30 protein-coding genes are annotated in these 25,761 nt (G+C 59.5%); 21 read left to right on the plus strand and 9 right to left on the minus strand.

Annotated elements, in window-relative coordinates:
* Position 1: 1 nt before the first annotated feature.
* The 3 genes from NSND_RS13820 to leuC form a co-directional block, all read right to left on the minus strand.
* Positions 2-391, minus strand: coding sequence for a hypothetical protein (locus NSND_RS13820; RefSeq protein WP_080879557.1), 390 nt, complete (start codon positions 389-391; stop codon positions 2-4).
* A 21-nt stretch (positions 392-412) separates the two neighbouring features.
* Positions 413-1,033, minus strand: coding sequence for a 3-isopropylmalate dehydratase small subunit (gene leuD / locus NSND_RS13825; protein ID WP_080879558.1), 621 nt, complete (start codon positions 1,031-1,033; stop codon positions 413-415).
* 85 nt (positions 1,034-1,118) lie between these two features.
* A complete protein-coding gene (gene leuC, locus NSND_RS13830; protein WP_080879559.1) occupies positions 1,119-2,522 on the minus strand; it encodes a 3-isopropylmalate dehydratase large subunit in 1,404 nt (467 codons plus the stop codon).
* 160 nt (positions 2,523-2,682) lie between these two features.
* On the opposite strand from leuC, the gene NSND_RS13835 reads away from it, so the two are divergent.
* The 3 genes from NSND_RS13835 (at position 2,683) to NSND_RS13845 (ending at position 4,133) form a co-directional block, all read left to right on the plus strand.
* Entirely contained in the window at positions 2,683-2,916 is a 234-nt protein-coding gene (locus NSND_RS13835) for a hypothetical protein (RefSeq protein WP_080879560.1), read from the plus strand.
* Positions 2,917-3,016: 100 nt separating this feature from the next.
* A complete protein-coding gene (locus tag NSND_RS13840) occupies positions 3,017-3,568 on the plus strand; it encodes a hypothetical protein (RefSeq protein WP_080879561.1) in 552 nt (183 codons plus the stop codon).
* A 91-nt stretch (positions 3,569-3,659) separates the two neighbouring features.
* A complete protein-coding gene (locus NSND_RS13845) occupies positions 3,660-4,133 on the plus strand; it encodes an MEKHLA domain-containing protein (RefSeq protein ID WP_235000252.1) in 474 nt (157 codons plus the stop codon).
* Here NSND_RS13845 and NSND_RS13850 read toward each other — a convergent pair.
* Positions 4,113-4,328: a DUF1653 domain-containing protein gene (locus tag NSND_RS13850; RefSeq protein ID WP_080880887.1), complete on the minus strand. Its 216-nt coding sequence runs from the start codon at positions 4,326-4,328 to the stop codon at positions 4,113-4,115. The two genes, NSND_RS13845 and NSND_RS13850, sit on opposite strands and share 21 nt — an antisense overlap.
* Positions 4,329-4,380: 52 nt before the next feature.
* Here NSND_RS13850 and NSND_RS13855 point away from each other — a divergent pair, with 52 nt between their 5' ends.
* From NSND_RS13855 to NSND_RS22175, 8 genes are all read left to right on the plus strand, one after another.
* Positions 4,381-5,790, plus strand: a complete 1,410-nt coding sequence (locus tag NSND_RS13855) for a dihydrolipoyl dehydrogenase family protein (protein ID WP_235000254.1) — start codon at positions 4,381-4,383, stop codon at positions 5,788-5,790.
* Positions 5,787-6,470: a tetratricopeptide repeat protein gene (locus NSND_RS13860; RefSeq protein ID WP_080879564.1), complete on the plus strand. Its 684-nt coding sequence runs from the start codon at positions 5,787-5,789 to the stop codon at positions 6,468-6,470. The genes NSND_RS13855 and NSND_RS13860 overlap by 4 nt, the downstream gene beginning before the upstream one ends.
* An 83-nt stretch (positions 6,471-6,553) precedes the next feature.
* Positions 6,554-6,769, plus strand: coding sequence for a hypothetical protein (locus NSND_RS13865; protein ID WP_080879565.1), 216 nt, complete (start codon positions 6,554-6,556; stop codon positions 6,767-6,769).
* 130 nt (positions 6,770-6,899) lie between these two features.
* Positions 6,900-7,244 (plus strand): hypothetical protein, encoded by a 345-nt coding sequence (locus tag NSND_RS13870; protein WP_143833555.1) that lies wholly within the window; start codon positions 6,900-6,902, stop codon positions 7,242-7,244.
* Positions 7,245-7,261: 17 nt separating this feature from the next.
* Positions 7,262-8,086, plus strand: coding sequence for a mechanosensitive ion channel family protein (locus NSND_RS13875; protein ID WP_080879567.1), 825 nt, complete (start codon positions 7,262-7,264; stop codon positions 8,084-8,086).
* Positions 8,087-8,286: 200 nt separating this feature from the next.
* Complete coding sequence (locus NSND_RS13880) at positions 8,287-8,691, plus strand: hypothetical protein (protein ID WP_080879568.1); 405 nt, start codon at positions 8,287-8,289, stop codon at positions 8,689-8,691.
* A gap of 141 nt (positions 8,692-8,832) precedes the next feature.
* Positions 8,833-9,606: an exodeoxyribonuclease III gene (gene xth / locus NSND_RS13885; RefSeq protein WP_080879569.1), complete on the plus strand. Its 774-nt coding sequence runs from the start codon at positions 8,833-8,835 to the stop codon at positions 9,604-9,606.
* Positions 9,607-10,729: 1,123 nt separating this feature from the next.
* Positions 10,730-11,059 carry a PilZ domain-containing protein gene (locus tag NSND_RS22175; RefSeq protein WP_369974250.1) on the plus strand — a complete coding sequence of 110 codons (330 nt, stop codon included), beginning with the start codon at positions 10,730-10,732 and terminating at the stop codon, positions 11,057-11,059.
* 133 nt (positions 11,060-11,192) lie between these two features.
* Here the strand turns inward: NSND_RS22175 and NSND_RS13900 are convergent, their stop codons facing one another.
* Positions 11,193-11,498 carry a hypothetical protein gene (locus NSND_RS13900; RefSeq protein ID WP_080879572.1) on the minus strand — a complete coding sequence of 102 codons (306 nt, stop codon included), beginning with the start codon at positions 11,496-11,498 and terminating at the stop codon, positions 11,193-11,195.
* A 161-nt stretch (positions 11,499-11,659) separates the two neighbouring features.
* Between NSND_RS13900 and NSND_RS13905 the strand changes: the two genes are divergently transcribed.
* The 9 genes from NSND_RS13905 to NSND_RS13945 all read left to right on the plus strand — a co-directional run bounded on the left by NSND_RS13905 (position 11,660) and on the right by NSND_RS13945 (position 18,614).
* A complete protein-coding gene (locus tag NSND_RS13905; RefSeq protein WP_080879573.1) occupies positions 11,660-12,262 on the plus strand; it encodes a LemA family protein in 603 nt (200 codons plus the stop codon).
* A gap of 31 nt (positions 12,263-12,293) precedes the next feature.
* Positions 12,294-13,199 (plus strand): TPM domain-containing protein, encoded by a 906-nt coding sequence (locus NSND_RS21315; protein ID WP_080879574.1) that lies wholly within the window; start codon positions 12,294-12,296, stop codon positions 13,197-13,199.
* The gene (locus NSND_RS13915; RefSeq protein WP_080879575.1) at positions 13,186-13,848 is read left to right on the plus strand and encodes a TPM domain-containing protein; all 663 of its coding nucleotides are present in this window, start codon (positions 13,186-13,188) and stop codon (positions 13,846-13,848) included. The genes NSND_RS21315 and NSND_RS13915 overlap by 14 nt, the downstream gene beginning before the upstream one ends.
* 58 nt (positions 13,849-13,906) lie before the next feature.
* Positions 13,907-15,535, plus strand: a complete 1,629-nt coding sequence (gene murJ / locus NSND_RS13920; protein WP_080879576.1) for a murein biosynthesis integral membrane protein MurJ — start codon at positions 13,907-13,909, stop codon at positions 15,533-15,535.
* Position 15,536: 1 nt separating this feature from the next.
* Positions 15,537-16,040: a methylated-DNA--[protein]-cysteine S-methyltransferase gene (locus NSND_RS13925; protein WP_080879577.1), complete on the plus strand. Its 504-nt coding sequence runs from the start codon at positions 15,537-15,539 to the stop codon at positions 16,038-16,040.
* 34 nt (positions 16,041-16,074) lie between these two features.
* Complete coding sequence (gene dtd, locus NSND_RS13930; protein ID WP_080879578.1) at positions 16,075-16,545, plus strand: D-aminoacyl-tRNA deacylase; 471 nt, start codon at positions 16,075-16,077, stop codon at positions 16,543-16,545.
* A gap of 98 nt (positions 16,546-16,643) precedes the next feature.
* On the plus strand, positions 16,644-17,210 hold the full coding sequence (locus tag NSND_RS13935; RefSeq protein ID WP_013250806.1) for a hypothetical protein: 567 nt from the start codon (positions 16,644-16,646) through the stop codon (positions 17,208-17,210).
* Positions 17,207-18,145, plus strand: coding sequence for an isoaspartyl peptidase/L-asparaginase family protein (locus NSND_RS13940; protein WP_143833556.1), 939 nt, complete (start codon positions 17,207-17,209; stop codon positions 18,143-18,145). Before NSND_RS13935 ends, NSND_RS13940 begins: the two co-directional genes overlap by 4 nt.
* Positions 18,146-18,185: 40 nt before the next feature.
* Positions 18,186-18,614: a VOC family protein gene (locus NSND_RS13945; protein ID WP_080879580.1), complete on the plus strand. Its 429-nt coding sequence runs from the start codon at positions 18,186-18,188 to the stop codon at positions 18,612-18,614.
* A 48-nt stretch (positions 18,615-18,662) separates the two neighbouring features.
* On the opposite strand, the gene mtgA is transcribed toward NSND_RS13945, so the two are convergent.
* Positions 18,663-19,448: a monofunctional biosynthetic peptidoglycan transglycosylase gene (mtgA, locus tag NSND_RS13950; protein ID WP_080879581.1), complete on the minus strand. Its 786-nt coding sequence runs from the start codon at positions 19,446-19,448 to the stop codon at positions 18,663-18,665.
* A gap of 101 nt (positions 19,449-19,549) precedes the next feature.
* Between mtgA and yihA the strand changes: the two genes are divergently transcribed.
* Positions 19,550-20,152: a ribosome biogenesis GTP-binding protein YihA/YsxC gene (gene yihA / locus NSND_RS13955; protein WP_080879582.1), complete on the plus strand. Its 603-nt coding sequence runs from the start codon at positions 19,550-19,552 to the stop codon at positions 20,150-20,152.
* Here the strand turns inward: yihA and NSND_RS13960 are convergent.
* The 3 genes from NSND_RS13960 to mfd form a co-directional block, all read right to left on the minus strand.
* Positions 20,142-21,176: a peptidylprolyl isomerase gene (locus tag NSND_RS13960; protein WP_080879583.1), complete on the minus strand. Its 1,035-nt coding sequence runs from the start codon at positions 21,174-21,176 to the stop codon at positions 20,142-20,144. The two genes, yihA and NSND_RS13960, sit on opposite strands and share 11 nt — an antisense overlap.
* 109 nt (positions 21,177-21,285) lie before the next feature.
* A complete protein-coding gene (locus tag NSND_RS13965) occupies positions 21,286-22,182 on the minus strand; it encodes a peptidylprolyl isomerase (RefSeq protein WP_159450788.1) in 897 nt (298 codons plus the stop codon).
* A gap of 30 nt (positions 22,183-22,212) precedes the next feature.
* A complete protein-coding gene (gene mfd / locus NSND_RS13970; RefSeq protein WP_080879585.1) occupies positions 22,213-25,686 on the minus strand; it encodes a transcription-repair coupling factor in 3,474 nt (1,157 codons plus the stop codon).
* Positions 25,687-25,761: the final 75 nt, after the last annotated feature.

The following is a 25,761-nucleotide window of genomic DNA, read 5'->3' on the forward strand; positions in this document are numbered from 1 at the left end:
GTCAATCCAAGACTTCGGCGCGATCCACAAAGTAGGCGGTTTCCCCGAAGCAGGTGGTGGGGATATAGCGGAATTCCTTATAATGGAGGACCACTCGTTTTCCCATCTGCCCGTCGAGTTTCTTGGCCACGGCATCATCCCACACGCTGAAACTCCATAATACCGGTGCGACGCCGGGCACAGTCGTCATGGCGAGTTCGCCTTCCTGGGTCTTGCAAATCCACCCTTTCCGAGAAAGCTTTTGGAGATAGCCCACGCGGTCTCCGTCGGAATAACTCCAGTTGAAGATGATCAGCAGATAAGCGGCCCCGCCGAAAAAGAGCAACGTGAAGAGAAGTTTCGGTCTCCACAGCCAGGCTACCGGAAACAGAATGGTTTCCCACCACGTCATAGGGCGTTCCTTTCCCGACGGTTAGCGCACGTCTTGAAACAACCAGGGGGCTTGTGTGCGGCGGCGCTGTTCGTATTCCGTGATCCGACCGGCATGTTGGAGCGTGAGGCCGATCGCGTCCAATCCTCGATACAGACAATCTTTTCGAAACGGATCGATCTCGAAATGGTAGGACGCGCCGTCCGGCGTGGTGACTTGCTGTGCCGCCAGATCCACCGTCAGCTGATAGCCTTCGCGGGCCGTCACGCCCTCGAAGAGCGCCTGGATTTCTGGCCCTGTCAGTATCACCGGGAGAATGCCGTTTTGAAAGCAGTTGTTGTAGAAGATGTCCGCGAAGCTGGGGGCGAGGACGCAACGAAACCCTTGATCGAGCAGCGCCCAGGGCGCATGTTCGCGTGACGATCCGCAGCCGAAGTTGTCCCGCGCCAGCAGAATCGTGGCGTTGTGATAGCGGGGTTGATTCAGGAAGAAGGCGGGATCCTGCGAGCCATCCTTCAGCCGCCGCCAATCGTAGAACAGTCCTTCGCGCAGGCCCGTCCGCTTGATGGTCTTCAAGAACTGTTTTGGAATGATTTGATCGGTATCGACATTGAGCCGGTCCAACGGAGCGACCAGTCCTGTGAGTGTTGTGAATGCGTCCATATATGTCCTCGTGTGTCCTCTTCGGCTTCGTGCCTGACGGGCGCCGACTCAATCGCGCCGCGGTCGGTTCAACATGTGTCCGGGCTTACGACCAGTGACGGATATCGACGAAATGTCCTTCGACGGCGGCGGCCACGGCCATTGCCGGCGATACTAGGTGAGTCCGTCCGCCGGCTCCCTGACGCCCTTCAAAGTTCCGGTTGCTGGTTGATGCGCATCGTTCCCCCGGCTGCAGAACATCGGCGTTCATCGCCAGGCACATACTGCAGCCCGCTTCCCGCCATTCGAATCCCGACTCCTTGAAGATACGATCCAGTCCCTCTTGTTCCGCCTGTTGTTTCACCAGCCCCGACCCCGGAACTACCATGGCATGCACGGTGCTGGCGACTTTTTTCCCCTTGGCGAAGGAGGCGGCCAGGCGGAGGTCTTCAATCCTGGAATTGGTACAGGATCCGATGAATACCTTGTCGATCTTGATGTCGCGGATCGGCATGCCGGGCAGCAACGCCATGTATTCGAGGGCCCGTTCCGTCGCCTGGCGGAGTTTGTCGTCCCCCATGGTGCGAGGGTCCGGAACGTTCCCATCCACTCCAGTGACCATCCCCGGGCTGGTGCCCCAGGTGACTTGCGGGGCGATCGTCTCGGCTCGCAACTCTACGACGGCATCGTATTTCGCGCCGGGATCGGTGGCGAGTTGCCGCCAGGCCGTCACGGCCTGATCCCAGAGGGCGCCCTTGGGAGCCATCGGGCGGCCTTTGATATAGGCAAAGGTAGTGTCGTCCGGTGCCACCATGCCGGCGCGTGCTCCACCCTCGATCGACATGTTGCAGAGGGTCATACGGCCTTCCATGCTGAGCGCGCGAATGGCCGACCCGGTGTACTCAATCACGTACCCGGTTCCGCCGGCCGTGCCGATTTTTCCGATGATGGCCAGAATGACATCCTTGGCGGAGCAGCGGGGCGACAGTTGCCCGTCGACACGAATTTCCATGGTCTTGGGGCGTTTCTGAACCAGGCATTGCGTGGCCAGGACATGTTCGACTTCGCTGGTGCCGATGCCGAACGCCAGTGCGCCGAAGGCTCCGTGGGTCGAGGTGTGCGAATCGCCGCATACGATCGTCATGCCCGGCAGCGTGAACCCCTGCTCAGGGCCGATGACATGGACCACGCCCTGCCGAATGTCGTTCATGCCGAACATCGTGATGCCGAATGTGTTGCAATTATCGTCCAGCGTCTGAATTTGTTTGGCGCTGATCGGGTCGGCGATAGCAACGCGGCGGTCGGTCGTCGGGACGTTATGGTCGGGGACGGCCAGCGCGGCGCCCGGCCTGCGCGGAGTTCGGCCCGCCACGGCCAACCCTTCGAAGGCCTGCGGTGAGGTCACTTCATGCACTAAGTGGCGGTCGATATAGAGCAATGTGGTCCCGTCCGGTTCCGCCCGAACCACGTGGTCGTTCCAGATTTTTTCGAATAACGTCTGTGCAGCCATGGCGATACTCCTTGTAGACCCGCGCCGTCGCAAGTGATTGAAGGCGCAGGCGCGATGCGTGCCTATTATATATGCGAGCAGGCCTATGGCATCAAGGGCAAAGGGGGGCCGGAAGAAATTGCCTCTTTAGATTTTAAAACCGAGGACCGATAAGGTTGGCATGGAACAGGAACCGGTCGACGCCGAACGCATCACGATTCCCCGCTGGACGATCAAACGCGATCCCCGGGCGCTGGGTTGCACGATCTGTGGATCGGCGATCGTGAAAATTACCGCCGAATGGCGGCAGGTTTCGTTCTGTACTTGCCGGTTGATCGAGTATCGTGTGCTGCCGCGCGCTCCCAAAGCGCTTCCCGCCCCGTCCACGGCGACAGACGTACGGAAAGAACCCTAATCTCGCTGAGTGTCTGACAATCTTCGATCCCTGCCAGGCTTGTCTTCGGGCAGGCTCCGGGCATGGGGCCGGAGAGATCATTTCTGAAACGGAGGATCGTATGGCACGATGGCTTGGAGCGTTCGTGGTAGCGGGCTGTCTGGGTGTGGCCGGTTGGTGTCCGGCCGAGGCGAAGGACCACCCTGTGGCAAAGTCGCTGATGCGAACAGGACTTGCCACTCACGGACACTCTTCACGGACCTGTGCGGGCGACGATCTGCCCGGAAATTGGCACCTGGTTGCCTTCGACTCCTCGTATCGGTTCAGAAACCCACAGGCTCCATATCTGTTTCCTCATCAAGCCTTTCAATACTCGCATCGCGGCGGAGCCAAATCGGCCCACTCGCTCCAGCCCCTCTCCGGCGATCCGGACCAGCTGTTTGAGGCGGTGCCGTTGGACATGACCTATCGAGTTGAAGGAAAAGGCCGCGTCGTGCTCAAGACGAGGGGGCACACTGAGACGGTGGAAACCTGGACCTGCAGGGTCATCACCCAAGATCCTGAGGCGATGGGAGATGGAACCAGGCTGCAACGCGGTGATCTGGTCATGACCTTGATAGGCAGCAACGGGCAGGGGTTGTTTGTCCGTCATTTAAGAAAGCGCGCCGCATAACCTGCTTGGCATGGAGCGAGGAGGCGTGCTACTACCGGCAAGTCAGTCATGCGCCGGGCACAATGCATCGACCTATTCCGCCGAGGAGGCCATGGACGATCCGAATCAAGTGTGGAGTCAGCCATCGGTCGTCGAATGGTCCCAGCTGCTATTGAACAGTTATCGCCACTGGGTCGGGCGGGACTTGATGCTCAGGACCGGCGGGCCCGAGGAGCAGGCCCATGCGTTGTTCATGGCGCCTTTTGTGGTGGTCTCGCACGGTGCGCAGGAGGATCCGATCCTGAATTACGGATCGCATCTCGCGCTGACCTTGTGGGAGACGACGTGGGAGCAGCTCCTGCAGACTCCATCCCGCCTGACGGCTGAAGCTGTGAATCGTGCCGAGCGGGAGTGGATGCTTGAACGGGCTCGCGTGCAGGGGTATGTGGATAATTACCGCGGGGTCAGAATTTCGAACAGCGGACGACGGTTCCTGGTCGAAAGCGCGATTGTGTGGAGCGTGATCGACCAAGCCGGGCGTCGTCAGGGACAGGCCGCGACCTTCTCACGCTGGACCTTCCTCTAACCGTCGGAATCGAGGGACGACGGTCTCGCCGATGGTCACCGATTCGAGAAACATTCCCAGCGGTCTGATCCACAGCCCGCCTGCTCCATAGAGTTGCCGATAGACGACATACTCCTCCTCGGTCTCGGAATGCCGAGCCACGCCCAGCACCTCATAGTCGTTCCCTTTGTAGTGACGATAGCGACCAGGTTTCATCATAGTGTATCCTTGCGGGTTGATGCCTGCGGGACAGTCTATCGGACCGGGAATGTCATCACAACTCTCTCACATGCCTGAACGGCGGCACGATGTCGTGGTGATCGGTGGCGGATCGGCCGGCTATGCCGCCGCACGGACGGCTCGCGACGCGGGCGCCGATGTGGCCATCGTGGATCAGGGTCCGCTCGGGGGGCTGTGCATCCTGCGGGGTTGCATGCCGACCAAAACGATTCTGCGGTCGGCTGAAATCATCGCGCTGATGAAGCGCGCGCGCGAGTTCGGGCTGAGTCCGGTCACTGCCCAAGCAGATCTGTCGGCTATCGTCGATCGCAAGAACCGATTGGTTCAAGAGTTCGCCGACTACCGTATCGCCGCACTGCGAGACCCGCGCTTCACCTTGTATGAGTCCCGCGCCGAGTTTCTCTCACCCCACGAACTTCGTGCCGGAGATGTTCGGATTCGCGGCGGCGCATTCGTCATTGCCACCGGGTCGAGTGCGGCTGAGGTGGCCATTCCGGGGCTGGACGAAGCCGGTTATCTGACCAGCGATGAGATGCTCGATATTCGTCGCCAACCGGCGTCGCTCCTGGTGTTGGGAGGCGGCCTGGTCGCCGTCGAGTTCGCTCAATTTTTTACCCGAATCGGCACAAAGGTCACCGTACTGCAGCGCAGCACGACCCTGTTGTCCGACATGGATGAAGACATCGGTCAGGCGCTGGCGGCGGCCTTTCAGGAGGAGGGGATCGAGGTGATCACCGGAGTGTCGTTCCAACGTGTGACCTCAACCCCGTCTGAGAAGACCGTGCATTTTGTGCAGGGCGGGGCTGTCCACGCGCGATCAGCCGAGATTATTTTTCAAGCCCTCGGTCGTCGCCCCAACTTGACGGCGCTTAATCTGGAGGCAGCCGGAGTAGGGGTGATCGACGGCCGGCTGGTGGTCGGCAGGGATATGCGGACTTCTCAGCCGCACATCTTTGCCGTGGGTGACGTCAACGATCTCACTCCCATTGTGCATCTAGCGATTCAACAAGGCGAAACGGCTGGGTTCAATGCGACGCATCCGAATGAGCCTGCGCGGGTGATCGATCACCGGTTGGATGCCGAAGTCGTGTTCACCGAACCTCAGATTGCGGTCGCGGGAATGAGTGAACGGCAGTGTCGTGAAGAGGCGATTCCTTATCTGACGGCGTCCTATCCGTTTGCCGACCATGGAAAGGCCATGTGTCTGGGCGCCGTGCATGGATTTGTGAAGCTGCTCTGTCGCCCGCACGACGGTGCCCTGCTGGGCGCCCAGATTGTGGGGCCGGAGGCGGGGGAACTGATTCATGAGTTGATTGCGGTGATGTATTTTCATGGCACCGCACAGGACCTGCTGCGCATTCCCCACTATCATCCGACGCTCGCGGAGATCGTGACGTATCCGGCGGAGTCCATTGTCGAGCAGATGGGTCGAGCATGAAACGAACCGTTGCCGCGGGTGCATCGGCGCTTCTGCTGCTGGTGACTCTGGCCTGCGGGCAGCAGACGTGGGATGCTGCGATGCAGGCAGGTGAAACGGCATTGCAGCGAGGGCAGTATGAGCAGGCGGAAAAAATTTTCTCTGCCGCCGTGCATAAGGCAGAAGAGTTCGGCCTACATGATCGGCGGGTTGCGGTGACCTTGGCCCATTTGGCCCAAGCCTACAGCGCGCAGGGAAAATTCGTCGAGGCTGAACCGGTGTATCTGGAGGCGCTCAAGATTTACCAGGATGTGCACGGTGAGAACCATCTCGATGTGGCGGCCATGTTGAATAACCTTGGTGTTTTGCATCGAAAGCACGGACAATATGCCGATGCGCAGCGCCTCCTGACGCGGGCGCTCTCGATCAAAGAGAAGCTTCTGGGAACGGACCATCCAGAGGTGGCGCTGGCCCTGAGCAATTTGGCCGCGATGTATCTGGCGCAAGGCGACGGGGAGCAAGCGGGGGCCTTATTTGCGCGGGCCTTGGCGGTGCGGGAGAAGCATTTGGGGCCCGACCATCCGGATGTGGCCAAAAATCTTGAGGACTATGCGAGTGCGCTGCGCAAGCTGGGGCGGGTCGGAGAGGCAGAAGGGCTCGAGCGGAGGGCGGGCGCGATTCGGGCAAAACCGAAATCGTGATGGCGGGGGCACAGAGTTGAACCGATGGGATGCGCCGGTGTAGCGTACAGATTCGCAAGGGCGCAAGGGCGTGAGGGCGAAGGATGTCTGATTTACGGACCAATGCATTGATTGCGCGCGGCATGGGTATTGTCTTCATTGCCGGCGGCTTTATGCTTGGTATTTACGGCTTGGAATTTCCCAACACCATGTGGCTTCAAACTGCGTTGGGGCTGCTCGTCACCGGGATGATGGCGCAGGGCTATGCGATGTATTGTTCAATCCGGTGGGTTCGTGAACAGCGTGATTCGGAACGGTAGCCAGTTGAGACGCGAGACGAAGCAGGCAATGGTGTGCCCGGGTCGCTGGAGTGCCCTCCTGCTCCTACTGTGTGTCGCAATGTTGTCCGGTTGCGGCGGGCCTTGGCGTGATCGGTACTTGGACAAGGGGGTGAAGAAGCTCACGCAGGACGATATTGCAGAAAAATTCGGTCCTCCGAGTACGGCCAAGACACCGGTGCTGGGTGGTGACACCGTCTGGACCTATCGCGTGCCTATGGGGGATCGAGAAGTGCATCCCTGGGATCCCGGTAGCCTGACTGCCGGCAAGAAAACCAAAGCCCCGCCCTCGCCCTCGCCGTTCGGAAAGAGCCTGGCCGGTAATGACGAACCGTACCGGGAGCCGCTCTATTGTTATCGCTATACGCTGTCGTTTGATGAGACCAAGTTGCTGAAAGATTGGAAACGGGAAGAATGTGTTCCTCGCACCAGTGAGGATGAGACCGCATCCCAATAAGGCGGACACACGACATTATGCGCGAACTGTTGCCGGTGATCGGATCGAGCGTCTTCTTCGACCTTCTGAAGTCCATCCTCCTTCTCCTCATTCTGCTCATCGCACGCACGGTTCTGGTCCGTTGGATCAAAGGCAATCACACGTTGACCATCGACGCGAAGCGACGATGGATCGTGACGGCGCGCAACAGCATGGTGCTGGGGCTCTTTGTGGGGCTCGTTGTGATCTGGGCCCACGAGTTGGAAGCGTTTGCTGTGTCTCTGGTCGCGCTGGCGGCTACCGTAGTGCTGGCGACAAAGGAATTGATTCTCTGCTGGAGCGGGGCGGCTTTGCGTGTCGGCGGGGGGGTGTACGGTGTGGGTGATCGTATCCAGCTGGGCACCTATCGAGGCGTTGTCCTGGAATACGACGTCTTTGCGACGAAGCTGTTGGAAATCGGGCCGGGTCAGACATCGCATCTCTACACCGGTCGCACCGTGGTCTTTCCCAACAGTCTTCTGTTTGGAAATCCCTTGATCAAAGAGAGCCCGTCGCAGGAATACGGCCTCTACGTTTTGTCGGTTCCGCTTCAGAGCACGGACGATTGGCAAGCCGCTGAGCAAGCTCTGCTCAATGCCGCAAAAGTCGAGTGCGCCTCCTTCATGGATCAAATGGGCCGACAGATGAAATTGCTGGAACAGCGAAACCTGCTGGAAGCGCCGTCTCCTGAGCCACGTATTACCATCCAACTCCCTGAGGCAGGACGTATTCATCTGGTGCTCAGGTTTCCGGCCCCCGACCGTGGTCGTTCACGGGTCGAACAAGCCATTCTCAGGCGCTATCTCATCGCCGTGCGGCCGTAAGGTCTTGCGACGATCCTTCCAGTTTCTTGCCGAATTTTGTGAAGCCTCTGCCGCCGGCTTGTCCTGCTTGGATTCGCGGTCTCGGCAAAAACCGGCAAAACAATTGGCAAACTCGCCCCTTCACGGTATTGATGAGTCCTGCATGACGGCCGGTTCGCCATAGAGCCGGACACCATATTTCAACCAAGGGGGAGTTGTTGATGAGAAGGTCAATTGCTGTGTTGGTCGCCGTCGCATTTGTGGGAATGAGTTCGTTCGCCGTGGCCGATGATATGGGGCTGGGTAAGATGTCCGAGGGGATGAAGCAGGACATGAGCGGACTGTCAAACGACCTGAACGCTCAGAAGGAAGACTTGGCGAGTGACCTGAAAGCCAAGAAAGAATCGGTGAAGAGCGAGATGAAGGCGAAGCGGGACGAGGCGAAAGCGAAGAAAAAGCAAGCGAAGGCCGACTTGAAGGCGAAGAAGGAGCACATGAAGGCCAAGGTCAAGGCCAAGAAAGACGCGGCGCGCGCGAAGGCGGCAGAAGCGAGGAGTGTTGCCGACGATGCGGCTCACGAGGCCGGCGGGATGAAGAACGACGTGACGGGGGCGATGCGGAACTAAGGTCGGCCGGTTGGCTGAGAGCCGGATAACGCTGATATTCGACAATTGCGGCCTGTGATCGGGAAATGTCCGATCACAGGCCTTGTTGTTCTGTATGCTTCAGTTGTTGCGGCGGGTGGGCTCTGCTAGAATCCCCGCCGTATGAAAGTCGCCACCTTCAACGTCAACTCGCTGCGCAAGCGCCTCCCTATCGTGCTGCAGTGGCTCGAACGCCATCAGCCTGATGTGCTCTGTTTGCAGGAAACAAAAGTTCAGGACAGCGAATTTCCTCTGACTGCGCTCGCGACCTCCGGTTATGAGATCACCTTCCGGGGCATGAAAGCTTACAATGGTGTTGCGATTCTCAGCCGCACGAAGCCGGAAGCAATCTCGTATGGATTCGATGACGGGGGCGAGACGGAAGATGCACGTCTTCTGCGAGTGGTGATTCAGGGCATCCCGATCATCAACACGTATGTTCCGCAGGGTTTCGAGATCGATTCGCCCAAGTACCAATACAAACTGGGTTGGTACGACCGGTTACGGAAGCATTTCGAAACTCATCTCTCCCCGAAGGAGCCGGCGATCTGGTGTGGAGACATGAATGTGGCCCCAAGACCCATTGATGTCCACAGCCCGGAGAAACATCTGAAACATGTCTGCTACCACGAAGACGCGCGCAATGCCTATGGGAAGACGGTTGCGTGGGGCTTCGAAGATGTGTTCTGCAGACTGTATCCAGATCGCCAGCAGTTCACGTTTTTTGACTACCGTGCACCCAGTGCCCTTGCCGCCAATAAAGGATGGCGGATCGACCATATTCTGGCAACGCCGCCCTTGGCTCAGAGGTGTCAGCTCGTTGATGTCGATTTAGAGCCACGCCGTGCGACCGATCCTTCTGATCACACTGTCCTCTGGGCCGAGTTCTCCACCTAGCAATGCATTGAACAGGCTTGCCGGATCGGTCCTCGCCTCGTTCGGACGTCGAACCTACTGAGTAGGTAATCAGTTCTCTCTCTATCTTCATCGTCGCTACGGCCGGTTTGAAGGCCGCAGCGACAATTCTACTCGTCCACCACCGCCGCAGGACCGGGGCGTTTGTCAGGACGGTCCTGCGACTCCCCGATTACTGCAATACTGCGACTGGTTCCAATAACAGTTGTTCAGCGAGCCGAGTTCGACGGTTTTGTTCAATCAGTGGATCGACAATCGATCCGCAATTAATGCAACGCCACACAAACGTTTCCGGCGAAAAGTCCGGCCTCCACTCATCGACCATTAACCCTTTGCATCGTCCGCATGTCATGGTTCCCACCTCCTTAGGATTGCGCCCTTATTATCTAAAGGCCGTGCCCATGTGAAAAGAGAGTAGCAACGCGAGATTAAAGAGGTGTTAGTGAGACGTTAAAACCATTTAATCCTGATTGTGTCGAAATATCAGGGCGTTCACATTTCACGGTTGGACAAATTCGGAGCGAAGGGGAAGCGTTCTGTACAAAATGAGGTGTGCGATGAGAGTTGTGGCGGCGATGCACGCTCGGAACATGACGAGTCACAGGGTCAATTCGGCGGAGCTGAAATCGGCAGATCTACGCTGACTGGCCTCTGAAAAGAGAAGGGCTAATCAGTGAATCTGCCTTCCTTCTGGAGCGAACCGTTGAGTTTCTTGACAGAACTCCCCCCATCCTTTATCGATTGAACTGACAGCGCCATTCCGCTGCGCCTAGGCCGGTGGTGTACAGACTGTGGGAAGTTGCTGTGATCTGTGTCCGCGGTCGGTTTTGCCTCAAGGCCATCTGTGGCGAGTATTCAGGTGGAGCCGTGACCGGCGTCCGGCAGAGTATCTTGTATTCGGGAGAGCGGCGCTAACATCCGCCGATCATTCAGCATGATCCAACCCCTCACGTGTCCGCAGTGCGGCCAAGACAATGTGTTTCGTTCACGCTGCTCCACGCTGATGGAGCGGTTGCAGTCGCTTGCTTGTATTGCCCCGTTCCATTGTCAGTCTTGTAGCTTCCGTTTCCAGGCCTTCCGATTGGGACGCCGTTATCCGGCGCAGATGCTCGATCGGCGAAAACATCTGCGTATTCCCGTGCGCCTGTTTTTGTCCTTCTCTGGCGGCAAAGTCAGGGGCGAAGGAACCGTCTTGGACATTTCGATGGGCGGGTGCATCATTGAGAGCCAAGCTCTGGTGCATATGGACGATATCTTTTATCTTCAGATCGCGCTTGAGAACGACCAGACGCCGCTCGAAGTGGCTGCGATGGTCCGGTCTGTGAGTTCCCGCGGTATTGCGTTCAAATTTCTTCGGTCGGCGCAAGAAAACAAGCGACTTCTTGCGTTTGTGCATGCCAAGACTGAATCTTCCGGAGCAGGTTCCGCCAGCTAGCTGTATCAACCTCGCCTATTTCCTCAGGTGCTCCGCTCCAGTTTGCCTAGAGCCGCCCAATCACGTGAAAAGTCTGCTCGGACGTCAGCGAGCAACTTGCTACGTGCGAAACAGCGTGCTCTTCAATGTTCTGTTAGAGTGGAGTTTCCCAGGCGGAGGCCTGGGGATACTCAGTCGTGAGGCGGTCGTGTTCGATGTGATCGAAGGGTTCCACGATCAGGTCTGCTCGGTTCAATGGTTCGGGGCATGCCGGTGAGGAGAGAAAATCGACATAGTCTTGTGCCTTCGCCTCAGTGGCAAAACGGCAGAGCCCATACTCCGGCATATGAGAAGATGGATGCCAAAAGGCCAGCCCGATGGAGCTGCCTTGAAACACCCCCAAGGCTCGATGCCGGACTTGAAAACCGCCCGGAGTATCGGTCGAACGATCGAGCGCCATGCCGCCTCCCGTTGTGTGCTGATCGACTAAGAATGGGCAAGTATAGCAAGGTTATAAAGGAATCGACATCTCGCGGGTCCCGCCGGCGATTGACTTCGCCGGTGAAAGCCTTACGTCCTATGAATGCGTGGTCTGCTACGACCGGCGCGAAGGAGGAGAGCATGTTCATGTCATTGACGCGTTTGATGGGGGGAGTCGTGCTGCTTGCGGCCGTGCTGGCTCTGCCAGGCTGTGGCTATAACGACTTGCAAGGTCTTGATGAGGATACCAAGGCGGCTTGGAGTGAAGTGATCAACCAATATCAGCGGCGGGCCGATTTGATTCCGAATCTGGTGAATACGGTGAAGGGATATGCCGCGCATGAGAAAGAGACGCTGGAAAGCGTCGTGCAGGCGCGTGCCAAGGCTACCAGCGTTCAAGTGACGCCGGAGTTGCTCAAGGACGAGGCCGCCTTTAAGAAGTTTCAAGAGGCTCAACAGGGTCTCTCGAGTGCGCTGGGGCGGTTGCTTGCCTTGGCCGAGAATTATCCCAACCTCAAGGCGGATCAAGGGTTCCGCGATCTTCAGAGCCAACTCGAAGGTACTGAGAATCGCATCACCGTGGCACGCAAGCGGTACATCGACAAGGTTGCAGAATTCAACAAGATGGTTCGCTATTTCCCCACCAATCTCACCGCCAAGTTTCTCCTGCATCTGGAGGAGAAGGCCAATTTCACCGTGGCTGACGAAAAGGCGGTGGCCAAGCCACCCGAAGTAAAACTCTAACGACGGTCTCGTAAGTCAGGGAGCGATTGCAATGCGGCTGATGGGGCGAACGGGGTGGGGGCTCCTCATCGGGTGGCTCTGGCTCACAGGGGTGGCGAGCCTCCCAGCTGCGGCGCTGGATGTGCCACTCCTCAGCGGCCGTATCGTGGATCAGGCGCATGCCCTGCCGCCTGCCGTCGCAGAGCGACTCTCAGCCGATCTGGCGGCGCACGAAGCCAACACGTCCAATCAGGTGGCGGTCCTCATCATTCCATCGTTGGAAGGTGAGCCGCTGTTTGATTTTTCCCATCGTGTCGCGACGGCGTGGAAGTTGGGCCGCAAGGGGACCGACAACGGAGTCCTCCTTCTCGTCTCGATCAAGGATCGAAAAATTCGCATAGAGGTCGGTTACGGATTGGAAGGGGTGCTGACGGATGCACGGTCGGCTCAGATTATCCGGAACGAGATTGTACCAAGGTTTCGAGCCGGAGATGTCCCGGCCGGCGTGACGGCCGGTGTGCAAGCCATCTTGCAAACCATTGAAGGGACCTACCGTGCACCGGAACATCCGACGGCTACTCCTTCTTCGAGCGATGCCTTCGCCACTGCGGCCTTCGCGGTGATTCTGGGAGTCGTGGTTGGTCTCTTCTTCTCACGCGCTCATCGAGTGCTGGGGCCTGTTGTCGGGGGAGGCCTTTCGTTTCTGGCTGCCCCATGGGTGATACCGGCAGTGATGGCCGGGGCCGTGAGCCTGGTTCTGGTCGGCCTGCTGAGTAAGCTGGGGTCAAGCAGCGGATCACGCAGGCGGGGAGACGGCAGTGCGTTTGACGGGACCTGGTTCAGCACGCAACAAGGCGGATGGGGGTCCGGTGGTTTCGGGGGGTCGTTCGGAGGATCCGGTGGCTTCTCCGGGGGCGGAGGCGATTTCGGAGGAGGAGGCGCCAGTGGCGACTGGTAGACGGCCGACGCTGACAGATGAAGAGCGTGCGCGGGTTGAGGCGGCGGTGGAGGCGGCCGAGCAACGGACCAGCGCTGAAATTGTGCCGATGATCGTCGGGCGCTCCGGTTTGTATCGTGAGGCGCACCATCGTGCCGGGCTACTGAGTGCGGTACTCGCCCTGACGGCCCTGCTGACGATCGAAACCACCTGGCTCCCATGGGGGTGGCATGCGGCGAATGCCGTCTGGTTGCTTGGAGTGATCATGCTGGCCTATGCCCTCGGTTCCTGGGTCGGGACATGGCCTCCGGTGCTGCGACTCTTCACATCCCGCGAGCGGATGCATCGGAAGGTGCAGTTGCGGGCGAAATTAGCGTTTGCTCAGCATGGTCTCGCGCAGACTCGTGAGCGAACAGGACTTCTGCTGCTGATCTCCCTACTCGAACGGCAGGTCTCTGTGTTGGCAGACCAATCATTGCGCGATGGGATCTCGGATGCGCAGTGGCAGGAGGTCGTCGCCGTCGTCGTCGAACGACTGAAGGTCGGTGATCTGGTCGGCGGCCTCTGCTGCGGCATCGAAGCCAGCGGAACGCTCCTTGCGCGCGCCTGTCCTGCGCGTGACGGCGACAATCCCGATGAGCTGTCGAATCAGGTGATTCAGGACACGTGATCGCTGGCTCTTGCCGGACGATGGACGGCTCCGTTCGGTTTCGCTACAATCCCGATTAATGTCGGATCCCGCCGCCTCCGTTGAACCATCTCGACCAGCTCCGGATGAAACCCGTTCCGTCGTCAAGGCGGCGGGCCTCATCGGCGTAGCGACCTTTTCCAGCCGCATCCTCGGTTTTGTCCGCGACATGGTGTTAGCGAGACTCTTTGGCGCGACCCCCGCCGCCGACGCGTTCTTTGTCGCATACCGCATCCCCAATTTATTGCGGGAACTGTTCGCCGAAGGGTCGATGTCCGCCGCCTTCATTCCGGTCTTTACCGAATATCACACGCTGAAGACCAAGCGGGATGCCTGGGAACTGGCCAGCGCCACCTTCACGACGCTGCTGACAATCGTCACCGCAGTGACCCTGCTGGGGATTCTGGCGGCACCGGGGATTGTCTGGCTCCTTGCCCCGGGTTTCCGGGGAAGTCCGGACAAGCTGGCGCTGACGACGCTGTTGACGCAGATGATGTTTCCCTATCTGATCTTTATCAGCCTGGCGGCCCTGGCGATGGGGATTCTGAACTCACTGCGCGCCTTTGCGGCGCCGGCTTTCTCGCCGGTTTTTTTCAATATTTTCACCATTGCCTGCATGATGTTCCTCTCGCCCTGGTTGCCGGAGCCCATCATCGGCGTGGCGATCGGCATCGTCGTCGGAGGGGTGGCGCAATTTGCGATGCAGCTGCCGGGTTTAAAAGGCCGCGGGATGTTGTTCGGTCTGCGGTTTCAGCCCGGTCATCCGGGTGTGAAGCGCATCGGGTGGTTGATGGTGCCATCGTTGCTGGGGTTGTCGGTGACGCAGATCAATATCACCGTGAGTACAATCCTGGCCTCGTATTTCGCCGGTGGCCCGACCTATTTGTTTTACGGCATGCGGCTCATTCAGTTTCCGCTCGGCATTTTCGGCGTGGCGCTCGCGACGGCGATTCTTCCGACGCTCTCCGCGCAGGCCGCCCGTGGGGCGCTTGATGAATTGCGGACAACGATCGGGTTCGGCCTGCGAATGATTTTTTTCATCATTCTTCCGGCGATGTTGGGTCTGATCCTCTTGCGGCACCCGATCGTGCATCTGGTGTTCGAGCATGGGTCGTTCACCAAAGCCGATACAGTGGCGACGGCGACGGCGCTCCTCTGTTATGCCGTCGGGTTGTGGGCCTTTGCCGGAGTGCGTATCATCGTCTCCGCGTTTTATTCCCTACAGGATACGAGGACGCCGGCGGTCACTGCGGGGATTGCGGTCGGGGCGAATATTCTGTTGTCCTTGTGGTTGATGACGCTGCTGGATGCCGCGGGGCTGGCTCTGGCCACGGCACTGGCTTCCATGCTGAATGGGAGTATCCTGGTCGCCGTGTTGCACCGGCGTCTGGGGCGTGTCGATTGGGGTTCGATTGTATGGTCGGCTTTTCGAGTGCTGGGGGCCTGCATTCCGGTCGCAGTGATGTGCCTCTGGGTCGCGAATGCGTCCCTGTGGGACCAGGACGGTGCGTGGGTCGTGAAATCCGCAGCCTTGTTTGGTGGAATCGGAGTCAGCGTCATCGGATATCTCGGGGTGCATATTATGCTCGGCTCGGAGGAATTGGACGTGGTGTTAGGAATGGTGAAGCGGAAATTGGGACGAGTGGCGAAGAAGTTTGGGGCGGCCTGACATGACGCACGTAATCACGTTTCAGACCGCTTGGGGCTTGATCAGGATTACGGCTTCCGAGAAGGGCGTGACCTCTATTGATTTGTCGCCGTCGGATCCTGCTGCCCGGCAGCAACCGGCTGAGGCCGGCGGCGCAGCCGCATCGATCGTGGAAGAGGCGCGCGCGCAGCTTGTGGCCTATATTGCGGGCACGCGTCGCGAGTTTTCTTTTCCGGTGGATTGTTCGGCCGGCACGCCGTTTCAGCGGAAAGTCTGGAAGGCGATCACACGGATTCCCTATGGCCGGGTGCGGTCCTATCAATGGGTGGCCATGCGTGTGGGTGGAAAGCAGTATGCCAGGGCGGTGGGGATGGCGCTCGGGGCCAACCCGGTCCCCATCGTGGTGCCCTGTCACCGGATCATCTCGCACGACGGTTCGCTAGGTGGATTTTCTTGCGGATTGCCGTTGAAGCGCCGCCTGTTGAGTTTGGAAGGCACGTTGAATCAACTGCGGAATGCTCAGTGATTGTGGCTGGTTGTCGGTCTGTGAAGGATGATGTATGAAGGTTGTCATTCAACGGGTCACACGCGCGTCAGTTGAAGTGGAAGGCCGGATCATTGGCCGGATCGGCGCAGGTCTCCTGGTGCTGTTGGGTGTCGCGAAGGGGGATGACGAGCGCGACCTGCTGTATATCGTTGAGAAGCTTCAGACCCTGCGGATTTTTGGCGACGAGCAGGGGAAGATGAATCGTACGCTCATCGAGGCCGGCGGAGCGCTGTTGCTCGTCTCGCAGTTTACGCTCCTCGGCGATACCAGCAAAGGCCGGCGGCCAGGGTTCGACCTAGCTGCCCTACCGGAGGAGGCGCGTACATTGTACGAGCAGGCGGTCGGTCGGCTGCGGGCGGATGGTCTGACGGTGGAAACCGGGCTCTTCGGGGCGCACATGCAAGTGGAATTGCTGAATGATGGCCCTGTGACGTTCCTGTTGGACAGCCGGCGAGGAGCATCGGCTCCGACTCTCAAGTCTTGATCGCGGATGCCGATAAGGAGTCAGGGAGAAAGTCTGCTTGGGTTGAGCATGGTCTGCTATACTATTTTCAAAGGGCAGGGATTGCCCGGGAGGTCGAGATGGGAAGTCCCGTTTCTCGCAGCCATCCACTCCGACAGCTCTTCGGAGCGTTGACGGAAAAAAGCTTCACCGAACACCTCGGGTGGCCCGATCTGAATGTCACCGAGTACGTCTCCAACCTGCTCGTCGAATTCGCTCACACCGACCAACTCTACAAAATCCAGAATACACAGGGCCGCGCCGTCGATTCCGTCGTCGAGATGCTGTTCGAATCCGAAGTGCTGTTGGAAGCGCAATCCTTCGAGCGGGAGCGCGAAGTGCACCGCCATATCGGCGACTTTACACTCTTCATGACCGGCCTGTTTCCAGAATATCTCCGCCGCCTCAAGAGCGTGGGCCGCATCTACCATAAAGATTTTCTGGTGGATTACGTGAAGACGGGCAAACGCTCGTACGGGTTGGTCGCCGAGTACGGCAGCTACGACCCTGAGCAGGATTCCCCGTTGTTCCGGAAGCTGTCGGAAAATTTCGAGCTGTGTGTGACCGGTTTGGGGTTCGTCCGGTCGGACCTCGATCGTATGCAAGATCCTGCCTGCCGCCGCGTGAAAGATCTCCTGCTGAATTGAAACCATCACGACCGATCCTGCTCATTCACGGTGGCGCGGGACGCCGCGCCATGACCGTCGCTCAAGCCGCCTGCGTCGAGACCGCCTTGGCCGAGGGCCACCGACTACTCATGGCCGGAACCCCGGCGCTGTCGGTCGTGGAAGAAGCCATTCGCCTGCTGGAGGAGTCAGGACTGTTCAATGCGGGGCGAGGCTCGAACCGTCAGCTCGATGGAGTGCGGCGCATGGACGCTTCGATGATGGAAGGGCGCGATCTGCGGGCAGGGGCTGTGGCCTCCATCGAGGGTATCGTCCATCCCATCACTGCCGCGCGGCTGGTGATGGAAAAAACGGCCCATGTGTTGCTGGTCGGGCAATCAGCCTCCCGCTTTGCGGACTATTTCGGATTAGAGCGCGCGCCCCGTGCCAAGAGGACAGCAGGGCCACAGCCCAAGGACTTGAGGCCGCGGGCCGGGCTGAAGCACACGTTGCGCTTGCATCAGGCGATCATGCAGACGGGCCGCCTCCGTGCGCGCAGCTTGGGCAAGGAAACCGTGGGCGCGGTGGCCTTGGATCTCGACGGAACGGTGGCTGCCGGCGCATCAACCGGCGGGGTGGATGTGATGTTGCCGGGCCGGGTCGGCGATACGCCGTTGATCGGATGCGGGGTCTATGCCGATAATGAGGCCGGAGCGGTCTCCATGACGGGATTAGGGGAGAGCATCATTCGAGTGGCCGTTGCGAAAGAGATCAGCGATTTATTGGCGAGCGGCCTGAGTCCGCTGCGGTCGGCAAATCGGGTGCTTCGGAAGGTCGTAGAGCGTATTCACGGCACGGCCGGGGTGTTGGTGCTCTCGCCGGATGGCCGGTTCGCCATTCGACACAGTACGCCGAACATGGTGGCCGGTGTGATCGGGCGCGACGGCCGCCCGCACGTGAAAGGTCGGTTTGCCTAGTCGCGCAAGAGGCTGATACAGTGACCAGAGGTATCAGCGTATGCCGGCACTCTTTCACCTCGCATTTCCTGTCCACGATCTCGCCGCAGCCAAGCAATTTTACGTCGAGGGTCTCGGTTGTGTGCTGGGTCGGGAATCCACCTCCGCCGTCACCTTCGGACTAGCCGGGCACCAGTTGGTCGCCCATCTCTCCACCCAGTCGACAGTGCCGCAGAAGGGCGTCTATCCGCGTCATTTCGGGCTGGTGTTGACGCAGGAAGAAGAATGGCAGGCGCTGGCCGATCGCGCCAAAGCGAAGGGCCTGACGTTTTACCAACAGCCCAGGCGGCGGTTTGCCGGTACCCGCATCGAACATCTCACCTTCTTTCTCCAAGATCCCTCCCGGAATCTCCTCGAATTTAAATACTATCGACACGAGTCGGCGATTTTCGGGGAACGAGACGTAGCGGCAGTCGGGGATGCTGAGTAGCGAATGCTCTCCGCAGCATCGTGCGGACCGTGCTGGTAAAGTTATGGTTCAGTTTTCAGAAGGGGCGAGGTCGTGCGGCTCCGGTGCCTGTCGGTTCGTCGAGAGTGAGCCGGCTCTGCGTCCGTTGCCCCGTTCCAGCCATCGGACGATGTGGTGCTGCCGTCGATTCAAGTAGGCGGTATGGCGGATCGGGTCATACCGGCGCGGGGAGGGAAGAATCGCGGCCAGTAACGCCGCTTCGTCGATCGTCAGCTCCTTGGCCGATTTCCCGAAATGGTGCCGCGCGGCCGCTTCCGCGCCGAATACGCCCTGCCCCCATTCCGCGACATTCAAATACAATTCCAAGATCCGTTCCTTCGTCAAATGATGTTCCAGGGAACGGGTGATGAGGGCTTCGCGAGCCTTCCGTAGCAGGGAGCGTTCAGACGAGAGGTACAGATTCTTCGCCAGCTGCTGGGTGATGGTGCTGCCGCCGCGCTTGAATTCGCCGACTTCCAGGTTGTACAGGGCGGCATCTTTGATGCCTTCCCAATCGAATCCTTCGTGCGCGAAGAACGAGGCATCTTCGGCGGCGACCACGGCGCGCTGAAGGGCGGGCGCGATTCGAGCCAGAGGGACCCAGGAGAATTTGATGTGCAGAGGATGGCCTTGTTCCTTGGCCTGAGCCCGCCGGGCTTCCATGACCGCCGTTTCCGTGGGGTGATGTTTGGCCAGGTGCGAGACGTCCGGCAGCGTCACCAGCCAATACAACGCCAAGGCGGCTGCGGGGAGACCGACCAGGATGGTCGCCCACAACAGCATTCGGCCGAACAGGCTGCCAGTTGACTTGCTCATTCCCGACACTCTATCTATGAGGATACGAGGTGTTGCACCGGTCCGGCCCCTGTCCCCGGAGGTGAACGTACATCCCGCACGTCGGTACGCGGTAGATCACCATGAAATTACTCAGCGCTGAGTTTATCAAAAGTTCGGTCTCCCCAGAACAGTTTCCTCCCGACCGATTGCCGGAAATCGCGTTTGTCGGCCGATCGAATGTCGGGAAGTCCTCGTTGATCAATTCCCTGCTTCACCGGAAGAAGCTGGCCAAGGTCAGCAAGACGCCGGGGAAAACACGCGCCGTCAATTTTTTTACGGTCCGCACCTCGGATCCGAAGCTCTCCCTGCTGTCGCTGGTCGACCTGCCCGGATACGGTTACGCCAAGGTCTCCAAAACCATGCGGGCGCAATGGGGGCCGATGATCGAGCAGTATCTCGAACAGCGACAGTCCCTCGGGGCTGTGATTCTGTTGATCGAGGCACGTGTGTGGATGCCGCAGGATGTGATGACGGTACAGTGGGTCCAGTCTCTGGGGTGCGGCATGATCATCGTCCTGACGAAAGCCGATAAATTGCGGCAAAGCGAGCGGGCGCCCAGCCTCGTTGCCGTGCGAACTGCTTGCGGATTGGGGCCCGAGGTGCCGATTGTGCTGTACTCGGCTGAAACGCATGAGGGGCGGGACGCCTTGTGGGGCGAGATTCGTACGCAGTTTAAAACTTGATCTCGATGTAGGCTTTGTTTTTGAGATCGGCCATCCAGATCTGGTACTGATCCTCGGTCTTCTGCTGAAACACGAGGGATTGAATTTCGGCCTTCACCTGTTCAAAAGGCCGAAACTGACGCGGCTTTTTGTCGTCGACCCGCACGATGTGCAGCCCTTCCGCCGTCTCCACAATGCCCGTGATCTGCCCCACATCCACGGATGTCAGCGCCTGTTCCAGCGCGGGAATCAACTCGCCTTGTCGAACCAGGCCGAGCCGCCCGCCGCGCGAGGCATCCGCGCCGTCGGAAAAGCGCAGGGCGAGATCCTCGAACGGTTCACCTTGCTTGAGGGTTGCCAGGAGCGCTTCGGCTCGTCCATGGGCGGCGGAGAGGCCGTCCGGCGTGCGCGGCTTGATCAGGATTTGGCTGAGTTGGTATTCCTCGGGGTAGGCAAACCGATCCTGGTGCTCCTGGTAGTACCGTTTCATTTCCGAGTCCGCTACCATAATCAGGCCGCGGACTTCGCGGTCGACAACTCGCATTAAGGTCAACTGTTCGCGAATACTTCTGGCGGTGTTCGGGTCGGCGCTGTCGATGGCCTCGCCCTGTTTCTTCATCTCTTCTACTGCCTGCACGACTTCCTGATCGGACACGTCCACACCTTTGTTCCTCGCGGCCTGCAGCTGCAGTTTCCGCTCGATCATTTTCGTGACGCCCATGGCCTCAGCCGTCTTGAGGCGGCGCTCCAGGTCTTCGCCTTTGTACAGCTTGCGCAGCCGGTCTTGCTCGGGAAGCAGGTCGCGCTTCAATTCGGACAGCATGATCAGGTCGGAATTGACGACCGCGACAATGCGATCTTCCAGCTTGGCGGCCTCCGCGTTGGCGATCAGGACGAAGAGTAAGCAGAGGCAGAAAAAGAGCGCGCCTGTGGTCGTGAGCCCGGTCGTGCTGCGAACGAGTCCTGGGGCAGGCCTGCCCTTCTGGGACAAGAAGAACCGGTAGCCATGGAGGCACGTGTGGGCGGACAGCGATTGATCGTTCATAGGGTTGCTGGATTGTACACAATCGAGGCTTCAGAAAGGGAGCGCTCTGGAGATGAAAAACGCGGACGGGTGAAGACGGAGAGTATGCAGGAGGGGAGTGCGCGGGCGGTTACGGGCGCGCTGGTTCATCGGTCACGTAACGAGCTGCGTCGGCCAGGCGGATCGTGGCACCGGTGCGAAGTTCGGCAAACACGTCGTCCAGCCGTTTCCGGCGCTTCTCGGCCAACAGTTCCTGGCGGAGTCGTTCGCGGGTGGCCTGGTCTGCCTGCAGAATTTCCGGCTCCAGGGGGCTGACCTTCACGAGGTAATAGCCCTGCGCGGTCTTGATCGGATCACTGATGACCCCGGGGTGCAGAGAAGGAATCAACGCATCGAGTTCCGGTTCCAGCAGGCCTTTTTTATACGGGCCCAGATCGCCGCCCTTGGCGCGGCTGCGTTCATCGATCGAATACCGCAGCGCGAATCGCGTGAAATTACCGCCGGCTTCGACCTGCCGTTTGAGGTCCTTGGCCGCATAGACGTTCGGCAGCAGCATAATCGACACTTGCACCTTGGGATTGGCCAGGAGCTGATTGGCGTGTTTCCCCAGATAGGCGTCCAGTTCCTCTTTGCTGACTTCGACCTTGGTCTTAATCCGGTCTTTGAGCAACTCATCCAGAATCAGCTGCTCGCGGTAGCGCAGGGTCTTTTCGCGAATCTCATCGGACTGATCCAAACCCTGCTTGCGCGCTTCCTGCATCAGCAGTTCGCGCATGATCAATTCATCCAAAAAACGGCGTTTCCCGCCTTCCTTTTCGTAGCGCGCGCGCGTGGCCTGCGACAGGTCTTCCCAGCGGATGTCGAATTCGGATTGAGTAATGGATCGGCCGTTGATCATCGCGATCACCGGCTCTTCCTGCGGTGGTTCGGTGCAGGCGGCCAACGACCCGAGCGCGCAGAGACCCAGCGCGGCGCTGGTCAATCGTGTCTGCCAGGATGAAATCTGTCGTGTGCGCGGTGGCGTCATGCGGTCGGGGCGGAGCATCCTCTACGAAGGTCAGGTCGAGGCCGTGCGTGGCCCTTGATTGTTGGTACCACAGACGTGGAGGGTTTGCAAGGTTGCGTTGAGTTCTGGAAAGACCAAACTCCAGTCTTCATGCGGTATCTGGAGTTCAAAAGACAGCGGCGACAGAAACCGTAGTCGTTTCTTGTATCGGTCCATCAGGGCTTGCACGGCGGTTTCGGAGACCGTGGCCTTGGGATCGAAGGTGATCACGACCGCATGCGGTTGCTCGACCACAGAGCTCAGCCGGAGTTGCTTGGCCAGCAGCCGGATTTGCATGAGCTCGAACAGACGCTCGACCGGATCGGGCGGATGCCCGTAGCGGTCCTCGATTTCTCCGTGCATCAGCGCAAGGTCGCCGAGTTGTCCGCAGGAAGACAGTCGTTTGTAGAGCGACAGGCGCTGGTGGCTGTCGGCCACATAGTCTTCTGGAATATAGGCGGAGACGCTGAGACGCAGCGTGGGATCCGGTTCTTCCTCCACCACCTGGCCCTTCAGGCGTTGGACCGCCTGTTCCACCATTTGCAGGTAGAGATCGAGCCCGACGGCGGCAATATGGCCCGATTGCTGTTTGCCGAGCAGATTCCCAGCACCGCGAATTTCAAGATCCGCTGCGGCGATGCGGAAGCCCGATCCCAATTCGGTAAACTGTTGGATGGCGGTCAGCCGCTTCTGGGCATCTTCCGAGAGGTTGCCTTCATCCGGCACCAGGAAGTAGGCGTAGGCCTGTTCGCCGCCCCGCCCGACTCGGCCGCGGAGTTGATAGAGCTGGGCGAGTCCGAACGTGTCGGCGCGATTCACGATGATGGTGTTGGCGGTCGGCACGTCGATGCCCGATTGGATAATGGCGGAGGCAATGAGGATATCCGCTTCCCGGTGGAAGAATTTCAGCATCACAGCTTCCAGCGGTTTCGAGTCCATCTGGCCATGGGCCATGACGATGCGGGCTTCCGGCACCAGTTCCTGGAGCCAGGCGCCCATCCGCTCCATGGTCTCCACCCGATTGTGGACAAAGTAGGTTTGTCCGCCTCGACCGAGTTCGCGAAGAATCGCCTCACGGATCGCTTTTTCACTGAAGCGGAGGACTTGAGTGCGGATCGCCAGTCGTCCCGACGGGGGCGTATCGATGATCGAGAGGTCGCGCACACTCGCCATAGTCATTTGTAATGTGCGTGGGATCGGCGTCGCCGTCAGGGTCAACACATCGACCTGGGTGCGCAGTTGTTTCAACCGTTCCTTATGTTTCACACCGAACCATTGCTCCTCGTCGATGATGACAAGGCCGAGGTTACGGAACTTCACGTCTTTTTGGAGCAGCCGGTGGGTGCCGATGAGGACATCGACCAGGCCGGCTTCCGTATCTTTGACGATCGCTTTCGTGTCCTTTGGAGATTGAAATCGTGACAGCAGGGCGACGCGGGTCGGAAAGGGCGCAAACCGTTCGGCGAAGTTATCGTAATGCTGGTGTGCGAGCAGCGTGGTCGGCACCAGCACGGCCACCTGTCGATTTTCCTCGACGGCCTTGAACGCGGCTCGCATCGCCACTTCGGTCTTGCCGTAGCCCACGTCGCCGCACACGAGGCGATCCATGGGCTTGGTCGAGGCCAGGTCGTTGGCAATGTCTTCGATTGCTTTGCGCTGATCCGGCGTTTCTTCGTATTCGAAGGCCGCTTCAAACTCGTGGTAGAGCATGCTGTCTTTACCGTACGAGGTGCGATGAACCAGCTCGCGGTTGGCGTAAAGATCGACGAGCTCGTGCGCCATTTCTTCGATGTCTTTTTTAACCCGCGCGGTCGTCTTGGCCCAACTGGTGCCGCCCAGGCGGTCCAGGCGGGGTACGTGGGCATCCGCTCCCGCGTATCGTTGGACCTGGCTGAGCCGATCGAGCGGGACATAAAGCTTGTCGGTTCCGGCGAATTCCAGCACCAGAAAGTCGCTGTCGAAGTCCTGCACCGAGAGCCGACGCAGCCCCTGATACTTCGCGATGCCGTATTGCATGTGCACGACGTAGTCGCCGATGTTCAGATCTTCCAGCGAGGAGAGGAAGGTGGCGGCTTTGCTCTTGGGCTGCGGTTTGTGCCGGGCGCCCTTCGCGAAGAGCTCTTCTTCGGTCAGGACCACCAGTCGCAGATCGGGAGAAAGAAAACCAGCCGAGACTTCGCCGTTCAAGACTGAAAACGGCGCCTTTTGCGCGCCGCCGGCCGAGAGCGCCGAGGGCTTCCATTCCACAGCCGGTCGGTCGTGTTCGCCAAATAACGCCAGCAGGCGTCCGACTTGGCCTTGGCTGCGGGCCACCAGGACGACGGGTCCGCCTTCGCGCAAGCGATCAAGCATCTCCAGCGTATGGCTGAACGCGGTGCCGCGTTGGCCCAGTCCCACGCTGGCGGGGGTTTGAGCCGGGCAGGTCAGGACCGGGTCCCAGCTCGCGTCCGGTGCGGTGACCGGCTCAAGCGCGAGCGTGGCGTAGCCTTGGGTCGAGGCGAGAATCTGGTCCCAAGTGAGGTACAGGTTGTCCGGTGTCGGGTAGGGATTCGGATCTGTGCGATCTTCGTGACGCAGGAATCCTTCTTCGATAGCCTGCCAACATTCCTCCGTGTGAGCTTTCAGCGTGCCGGGTTGATCCAGGACGAGCACCGGCGGCTGAGGGAAATAGTCGAGGAGGCTGTCCATGGTCCCGTAGACCGATGGGGCATGCCATTCGGCGTCGGCGGCCAGGGGCGCGAGGGCATCGGGCGCGTCCTCGGGGCGAATCAATTCGCGGGCCGGCAGCACCCAGGCCTGTTTGATCTTGTCGGTCGATTTTTGTGTGGCCGGATCGAAGAAGCGGATCGACTCGATCGTGTCGCCGAGAAACTCCACCCGTAGGGGGTCGGCATAGGCGGTCGAATAGATATCGACGATCCCGCCGCGAATGCTGAACTCACCGGGAATTTCTACCACCGATCCCTTCCGGTAGCCCAACCGCAACAGGCTGGAGACGAGCACTTCCCGCTCCAGGGAACCATTCGGTTGAAACTGCAAAATCGCGTCGGTGAAAACCAGCGCCGGCAGCACCCGCTGCGTTAAGGCCGGGATGGAGGTGAAGAGCACCGTGCGCGCCGTGGTGCAGAGGCGGTTGAGCGTCTGCATGCGGCGGGCCACCAGATCGATGTGGGGGACCGTCGATTCATAGGGCAGCGTCTCCCATTTCGGGAACAGCGCCAGGTCGTCTCCGGACTGTCCGCAGAGCGTTCTAAAGAACAGCGTATCGCGATAGAGGCGCTCTGCCTCGTCATCGTTTTTGGCGACGATCAGCCAGGAACGGTCGGCCAGGGGCTGAGACGGCAGGCTGTGCGTGAGGAGCGCCAAGCCGAAGCCGGCGGTCGAGCCATGCAACCCCATGAGGCAGGGCTTGCCTGAGCCACTGCGAAGGGCTTCTCGCGCCGGCGCGAGCCACTGAGTCAGATGTAAGGGGATCAGGGGAGGCACAATATCCTTAGCAGGATGGTGAAAAAGTCGGCCAGCTTCGTTCTCGCATCGCGCAGAGGCTCAACGTACAGCACA

The organism is Nitrospira sp. ND1 (assembly GCF_900170025.1).
Lineage (GTDB): Bacteria > Nitrospirota > Nitrospiria > Nitrospirales > Nitrospiraceae > Nitrospira_A.